The sequence below is a fragment of the Finegoldia magna genome (assembly GCF_018371055.1).
Lineage (GTDB): Bacteria > Bacillota > Clostridia > Tissierellales > Peptoniphilaceae > Finegoldia > Finegoldia magna_I.
Genome location: NZ_JAGYZD010000106.1, coordinates 1 through 5,709, shown reverse-complemented (window position 1 = coordinate 5,709; position 5,709 = coordinate 1). Strand labels below are relative to the sequence as shown.

The window sequence follows — 5,709 nt, the reverse complement described above, 5'->3', positions numbered from 1 at the left end:
ATAATCGTGTCGGCGATTTTTTCTGCGGCGCCCGTTTTAACCAAACAGCCTGCCAAAATACCACTTGTCATAATTCTTAGAACTGAACTCATCATTGATTCAGAACCTTTTACCATGGCAGATACTGTTCCCACAAGTCCGCCTCCACCGATAAGTCCACCAACCAAAGCGCCTATGATAAGTGCGTAAGTTGCGTGGAAGTTTTTGATGATTAGAAAAATTGATAACGCTAAGCCAATCAATGCTCCAATCGTTGAAAATGTTACGTTGTCCATACTACCTCCATAAATTTATTAATTTCATTACTTGGTTAACACTTCTGTACAAGTTTTCTTCTGAAACTTTTTTCTCCATAGCTTCATTTGTGCTCATACATTTATTTAAAATAGGGAAGAATGCATCGATTCCTCTATCGTTAACTGAGACTGCATCGTTGTCGCAAACGCCACAAAAAGCGATGACTTTTTTATTGTATTTTTTCGCTGCATTTGCAATTCCTACTGGAGTTTTTCCCATAGATGTTTGGAAATCCATCTTGCCTTCACCGGTGATAATCAAATCGGAATTTTTGATTAACTCATCTGCGCCAAGCATTTCTAGAATGATTTCAATCCCTGGTTTCAATTCTGCATTCAAATAATTTTTTAAAGCGTAACCTAAACCACCAGCAGCACCTGCTCCTTCAATCGTATCATTTGCATCTGGAATAACTTTTTTTGTAACTTCGTGATATTTGCCCAAAAGTTTATCCAATTCTTCAACTTGTTTTGGACTTGCACCTTTTTGTGGTGCAAATACTCTCGCCGAACCGCGTTCTCCACACAATGGATTGTCCACATCACAAGCTATTTGGAATGTGCATTCTTTAAGTCTTGCATCGAAATTATCCAAATCAATTGTTTCCAGATCGATAATTCCTATTGGACCGTTTGAGATTTCGATTCCTTCTTCGTCAAAAAATCGTGCTCCCAAACTTCGAAGCATTCCCATGCCACCATCTGTAGTTGCAGAGCCGCCGATTCCAATGATAAATTCTCTGATATTTTTATCCAGAGCATCCTTTATCATATCTCCAACTCCAAATGTCGTAGCATTCATTGGATCCAAATTGTCTTTTATAAGCGTAAGTCCGCTGGATTCACTCATTTCCATAATCGCAAGTTTATCATCAACAATTAAATATCTAGCTGTGTGATGTTCCATCAAAGGATTATGTACATCGACCTCAACTATTCTAGCGTTTTTAATATCCTTTAATGAATCAATAGTTCCTTCTCCACCATCAGCAACAGGTTTTACTACTACCTTGTTTGAAGGATCTTGTTCACAAGCTTTTTTGATGATTTCTCCTGCTTCCAAAGAACTCAAACTGCCTTTAAAAGAGTCTATCAATACTAATATATTCATAACAACCTCCTATCTCAATTCTATAACAAACGATTGCACAAATGTATGTTTTATGTAATAATAATGTTAAATGAACAAATAAATTTATTATTATGGAGAACAAATGAGAATTTCTGATCACACTGCAAAAATGATAGTCGAAAAATTAAAAGATGTAATTGATTACGATTTGAACTTTTTCGACCAAGAAGGATATATTATTTATTCTACAAATTCAAATAGAATTGGCACTTATCACGAAGCTGCGAAGGAATGCGTAAAGCAAAACAAAACGATTTTTGTCGATAATGAGAAAGAATACGTCGGAGCTAAGAAGGGAATCAACATTCCCGTTACAATCGACGGAGAAATCATCGCCGTTATCGGCATCACTGGAAATAAAGACGAAGTTATGAAATACGGCAACATCATCAAAAAAATGACCGAAATACTCGTCAAAGAACAACTTGTTGAGAAGAACAAACTCAAGAAAAAGGACATGAACAAGTATTTGTTTGAGAGTTTGATAAATGAGTTGGACGATTACGGATTGTACAGATATTTGGAAAGTGAAGACGAAAAATACGTTATAGTTGGAAAAAATACAGATAGCAGATTTTTGTTGAAAGACTCCGATCTAATTTACAAAATCTTGGAGAATAATCTGTCCAATAATTTCGTCTACAGCGTATTTTATGGAGAAATTCTAATTCTTTCAAATAACGTAGATAAGATTATTATAAAGAAAAAACTGGAAAAAATCAGAAACCAAATTTACGACACTATCGATAGTAGGGTGTATTTTGGCATCAGCGGTTCATTCAAAATGATTAACCAATTTAAGAAAAATTACGATAACTGCATGGTTGCGTTGGATTGGTTGGATAATTTGCAAAGGAAAGACTGCGTTGTGGATTATTCCACATTGGATTTGGGGATTTTACTTGGAAGTATCAAAAAGGACAGAATACAAAAATTCAAAAAAGTCGTATTGAAAGATATTTCCGACGAAGATTACAATATTTACAAAGATTTGATAAAAATTTATGCGACAAATAATCAAAGTATAACAAAATGCGCTGAGGATTTGTTCGTGCACAAAAACACCGTACAGTACAGACTGAATAAACTTAGAGATATCACAGGACTTGATCCTAGAAATGTAGAAGATTTTATTAGGTTGTATTTGGCTTTTATATTAAATTAAGAAAAAAATAGCAAAAGGTAGATTCAAGATATACGAAAATAGACAAACCGATACAAACGAATATCTAGACTACGAAAATAAATAAATTCTAAGCTTGTGAATCTAAAATTGTGAACTCGCCTTCGGCTCAAACAGCACAATTTTTTTACGATTCACTTCGCTTGAATTTATGCTTATTTCCTCCGTATGATATTCTAACCGTATCGGTTTGTCTATTTTTATTTCATATGTGCACATAATCGCTGGACATTATCATTTTACAGAGAAATAAAACACAAAAAAATCGTAAACCACCTTATCAAAGCTTGTAATCTACTTATTTCACTTAATCCTAAGTTGAATATATAACGCCTTTTTTTACTTGGTCATAGTTGGCGGTTATTTCTGCTGAAATCAAGATTATTTGTGAAGATAAATTAATCCACACAAAAAGTGCAAACACGCCTACCAATGGTCCGTATGTCAAGGACATATTCGAAATGTTGGATACGTAGAACGAATACAACAATGTAATCAACAGCCATCCGATGGTTGCGATTGTTCCTCCTAGCATTGCGGATTTCCATTTGATGCTTCTTGTTGAATCGAAATCCGGCGCGAATTTGTATAGCAATGTGAACCCAAAAATCATGGACACGATAGGGATTAAATATCTGAAAAATTGTGCGAAGTATGGTATTCGTATTTTCATATATTGCTCAATTAGATTTAAAATCAATCCACCAAATGCGATGAACACCAATGTCACCATCAACAATAAAAGTAGTACCACTGTGAACAGAATACTTTTAAGTTGTGTTTTCAAAAATCCGTTTTCGCTTCTCACATCAAATGCTTTGTTCATAGCTTTGATTAAAGATTTCAAAGCTTTAGAACTTGACCACAACGCCACCAACAACGAGATGGAAAGTACAGATGAGGATCTGTTACTTATAATCGTGTTTATCAATGTCATTAGAATATTTCTCGTTTCAGGGGGAAGGACTTCCATTGATTTGATAATCAAATCAATTTTACTTGCAGCAACCATCAACACAATATTTAATAAAACTATTAGAAATGGCACCGAACTCATTATAAAATGATAAGTTGTCTGTGCGCTCAATAATGGGATTTGGTCTTCTTTTATTGATTGTAATAATTTTTTGAAGAACAAATTCTTTTTTTCTTTTTTCTGTTTTTTCATCGTTTACCTCAAATATTCATCAAACCAATCGCAGATTTCTTTCAATCTTCTGATTCTGTTTTTAGGTTTTCCAGATCGTGAAAGCTCATGGTTTTCTCCATAAAACATCACAAATCGACTTTGTGTGTTGTTAAGTTTTAAAGCTTGGAACATTTGCATTCCTTCAGACACTGGACATCTATAATCTTTTGTAGAATGAATAAAAAGACTTGGAGTGTGAGCATTCTTTGCGTATTTTAGTGGAGATTTGTCCCACAATTTATCATAATCATTTAGCACTGTTTCAGTGTGGTTTTGATCTGTCCCAAAATAATAGCCAATATCTGAGATCAAACTGAAAGAAATCCAATTTGAAATCGAACGTTGACTTACAAAACAATCAAACCTGTCAGTGTGAGTCATCATCCAATTCGCCATGAATCCTCCATAAGATCCACCAGTATAGCCCAATTTATCGATAGGGTATTTGTCCATAACGATATCTGTGAATTTCATCAAATCTGAATAATCCACATCTCCGTATTTTCCTCTTATATCCATAAATTCATTTCCGTATCCGTCACTTCCGCGAGGGTTTGTGTAGAAAACAAAATATCCCTTTGCAGACAATAATTCCATTTCGTGAAACAAAACTTCGCCGAAAACAGTTTTTGGGCCGCCGTGAACGGATAAAACTCCAGGATATTTTTTGTTTTCATCGTAATCTTTTGGATAAACTGCCCAGCCTGTAAATGAGTGTCCGTCATTTTCAAAAGTAAATTTGTCCTTCTTACTGATATGATAATCGTCATTGTTCAAATGAGTTAATTGCTCGCCGTTTAATTTGTAAACTTCTTGGCCGTGATTTTCAGATATCAAAACGTAGTACACATCATCGTTTTTCACAGAAATCATATTGATAGAATTGTTCGTGGAGAAAATCTTATCGAAGTTGTGATTCTTATCCATTCTCAAAATCGCACTGCCATATCCCTCCAAAATCACAAAATACATGTAGTCGTCAGTCTTTTCGATTTGACTACCTGAAGAATATTTCAAATCACAACCGATAGAATTATACAAACAATAGTGATCTTTGTTTAGTTTAATCGCTTTGTTGCCTGCAACTTTGTAGATTTCACAGTCTTGGTTCAGTCCGTGTTCTTTTCCATCTGTAGCGAGAATTACGATATCGTCGTTGAAATATTTCACAGACATTATCATGAAACCTTGTAAAATCACGGACTCTTTTCCGGATTTCAAATCGTATTCAACTAAATCATCTTCGATTTTCATAACATTTTCGTAAGAATTTCTCGCGAAAACAAGTTTTGATTTGTCATCATTGATGTCGACAGATGAAATATTTGAAAATTCGTCTGTCAGAATATCCATTTTGTCGATGCTTGGAAAATATCTTGCAAGTCTAGTTCTTTTTTTGTCGGTAAATCCAACTGCATTTTCAAAATAGGGAAGTTCTGTCAAAACTTCGACATCTTCGTTTTTTTCTTCTTCTGTGATTTTATTCATCTCATGATGTCTATCGAATTCGTATTTTAGGATAAAAGAATCTTCCAATTCGAAAATAATTTCACAGTTTTTTAAATCGATGTCGAACTCTTTTACAGCTTCTCCACCATTAACAGGAAGTCTGTAAAAAGACGTCGTGTCAGAATCTTCTTCTTTTTCAGAATTTCTAACAATCAATAAATCTCCATCACTCAATTCAAAAAATGAAGAGTCTTTGTCGGAACTCGTGAAGTTTTTATTGTCTCCGATTTTGTGAATATTTGAATCGTATTTGTTATCTTTTATATTAGCTGTGGTCGTAACACAGAAAATATCGTCTGAATTTTTTAAAGCTTTTAACTTTGAAATAAATGTAAAGTCTTTAAATGAATCGTAATCGAAATATTTCATATAACTCTCCTTCATTTATATATTAAGATAA

General features: G+C 34.0%; 4 protein-coding genes and 1 pseudogene. 1 reads left to right on the top strand and 4 read right to left on the bottom strand.

Going from position 1 to position 5,709, the window contains the following annotated elements; genetic code table 11:
• Together KHW44_RS05730 and KHW44_RS05725 are read right to left on the bottom strand one after the other, a co-directional pair.
• Positions 1-275: pseudogene (locus tag KHW44_RS05730) on the bottom strand (GntP family permease); the annotation flags it as partial.
• A 1-nt stretch (position 276) separates the two neighbouring features.
• Positions 277-1,407, bottom strand: coding sequence for a glycerate kinase (locus tag KHW44_RS05725; RefSeq protein ID WP_304067035.1), 1,131 nt, complete (start codon positions 1,405-1,407; stop codon positions 277-279).
• A 103-nt stretch (positions 1,408-1,510) separates the two neighbouring features.
• On the opposite strand from KHW44_RS05725, the gene KHW44_RS05720 reads away from it, so the two are divergent.
• Positions 1,511-2,593 (top strand): sugar diacid recognition domain-containing protein, encoded by a 1,083-nt coding sequence (locus KHW44_RS05720; RefSeq protein WP_304067034.1) that lies wholly within the window; start codon positions 1,511-1,513, stop codon positions 2,591-2,593.
• Between the two features lie 331 nt (positions 2,594-2,924).
• On the opposite strand, the gene KHW44_RS05715 is transcribed toward KHW44_RS05720, so the two are convergent.
• Positions 2,925-3,779, bottom strand: coding sequence for a YihY/virulence factor BrkB family protein (locus KHW44_RS05715; RefSeq protein ID WP_304067033.1), 855 nt, complete (start codon positions 3,777-3,779; stop codon positions 2,925-2,927).
• Positions 3,780-3,782: 3 nt separating this feature from the next.
• A complete protein-coding gene (locus KHW44_RS05710; RefSeq protein ID WP_304067032.1) occupies positions 3,783-5,678 on the bottom strand; it encodes a S9 family peptidase in 1,896 nt (631 codons plus the stop codon).
• Between the last annotated feature and the right edge of the window lie 31 nt (positions 5,679-5,709).

Coding starts and splice junctions, on each gene's coding strand:
- KHW44_RS05710 (WP_304067032.1), bottom strand. CDS start 5,678: ATGAAATATTTCGATTACGATTCATTTAAAGACTTTACATTTATTTCA.
- KHW44_RS05715 (WP_304067033.1), bottom strand. CDS start 3,779: ATGAAAAAACAGAAAAAAGAAAAAAAGAATTTGTTCTTCAAAAAATTA.
- KHW44_RS05720 (WP_304067034.1), top strand. CDS start 1,511: ATGAGAATTTCTGATCACACTGCAAAAATGATAGTCGAAAAATTAAAA.
- KHW44_RS05725 (WP_304067035.1), bottom strand. CDS start 1,407: ATGAATATATTAGTATTGATAGACTCTTTTAAAGGCAGTTTGAGTTCT.